Annotated in this window: 1 protein-coding gene; it reads right to left on the minus strand. The window is 67.4% G+C overall.

The window, feature by feature from the left end; translation table 11 throughout:
• Window positions 1–52 precede the first annotated feature (52 nt).
• On the minus strand, window positions 53–1,238 hold a 1,186-nt coding region (locus tag DN412_RS42855), incomplete at its 5' end, for an IS110 family RNA-guided transposase (protein WP_115216995.1).

The raw sequence follows: 1,238 nt of genomic DNA on the forward strand, positions 1-1,238 counted from the left end.
CCGGGGCCGGAAGGGCCTTGAAATGCTCCTGAGAAACCAAAACGGACTGGGTTCATGCGGCCACAGGATTGAGCAAAAAACCCAACGCAGCGGCGCGGCGCTTGAGCGCGGCAATGCTGCGCTCGCGCTGCTGCTCTTCGTAGTGCTGCTGGCCCTGGTCGACGAAGGCCTCGCCGCGGGTCAGCATGAAGTAGACCATGCGGGCAAGCTTATGCGCGACGGCGGTATTGGCCCGTGGCTTGTCCATGCGCGCACACAGGCGGCGATAGAACGCACCGAGCGCGGAGTCGTTGCGCGACAGGCTCATCGCCGCGAGCTTGAGCGCCTGGCGTACCCGGTTGGTCGAGCGCCGGGTGCGCGCACTGAGTACCTTGCCGCCGCTGATCTTGGTGCCCGGACACAGCCCCAGCCACGAGCAGAAGTGCTTGACGTTGGCAAAGCGGCGCAGGTCCGGGCCGATCTCCGACAGGATCGTCAGCACCGAGGTCACGGCCAGGCCGTTGATGCGCGTCAGGTCCACCCCTGCCCAGCGCGCCAGCGCGGCGCGGGCATCAAACTCCGGGGTGTTCTTGCCGCGCCGCTTGCCTGGCCCGCCGAGTTCGACCTCGTGACGGCCCAGCGGCGCGAGTAACGCCTCGAGCTTCGCGTCGCACTCGAGGATGCGCTGGGCCAGAGTGTCGAACATGGCCAGGGCCTGCGTGAGCACGAACAGATGCTCCTCGCGCCAGTTGCCGGTCAGCGCCCGTTCGATGTCGCGCTCGCTGGCCTTAATTCGCCCATAGCGGTGCCGCGCCAGTACCTGGGGGTCACGCTCGCCCGCCACAATCGCCCGGACGATGGCCTGGCCGGTCATGCCCATCACGTCGCTGAGCACTTCGCTGAGCTGCAGATTCATCTGCACCAGCGCCTTCTGCATGCGCTGCACCCAATTGGCCTGCTCGGTGAGCAGCACCTCGCGCTGGCGCACCACCGCGCGCACGACGCACACCTCGTCGCCGGGGCGCCACGCCGCGCGCAACAGCCCCAGGCTCATCAGTTTCTGCAGCCACTGACAGTCGAGCACGTCGCTCTTGCGGCCGGGCACGTACTTGAGCTGCCGCGCATCGACGAGCCACACCGTCAAGCCGCGTTGTTCCAGCACCTCGTACACCGGGATCCAATACACGCCGGTGGACTCCAGCGCGACCGTGTCCACGCCGCACGCCAGTAGCCAGTCGGCCAGCGCATGCAGATCGTCG

This window comes from Cupriavidus lacunae (genome assembly GCF_003353055.1).
In the GTDB taxonomy this organism is placed as follows: Bacteria; Pseudomonadota; Gammaproteobacteria; order Burkholderiales; family Burkholderiaceae; genus Cupriavidus; species Cupriavidus lacunae.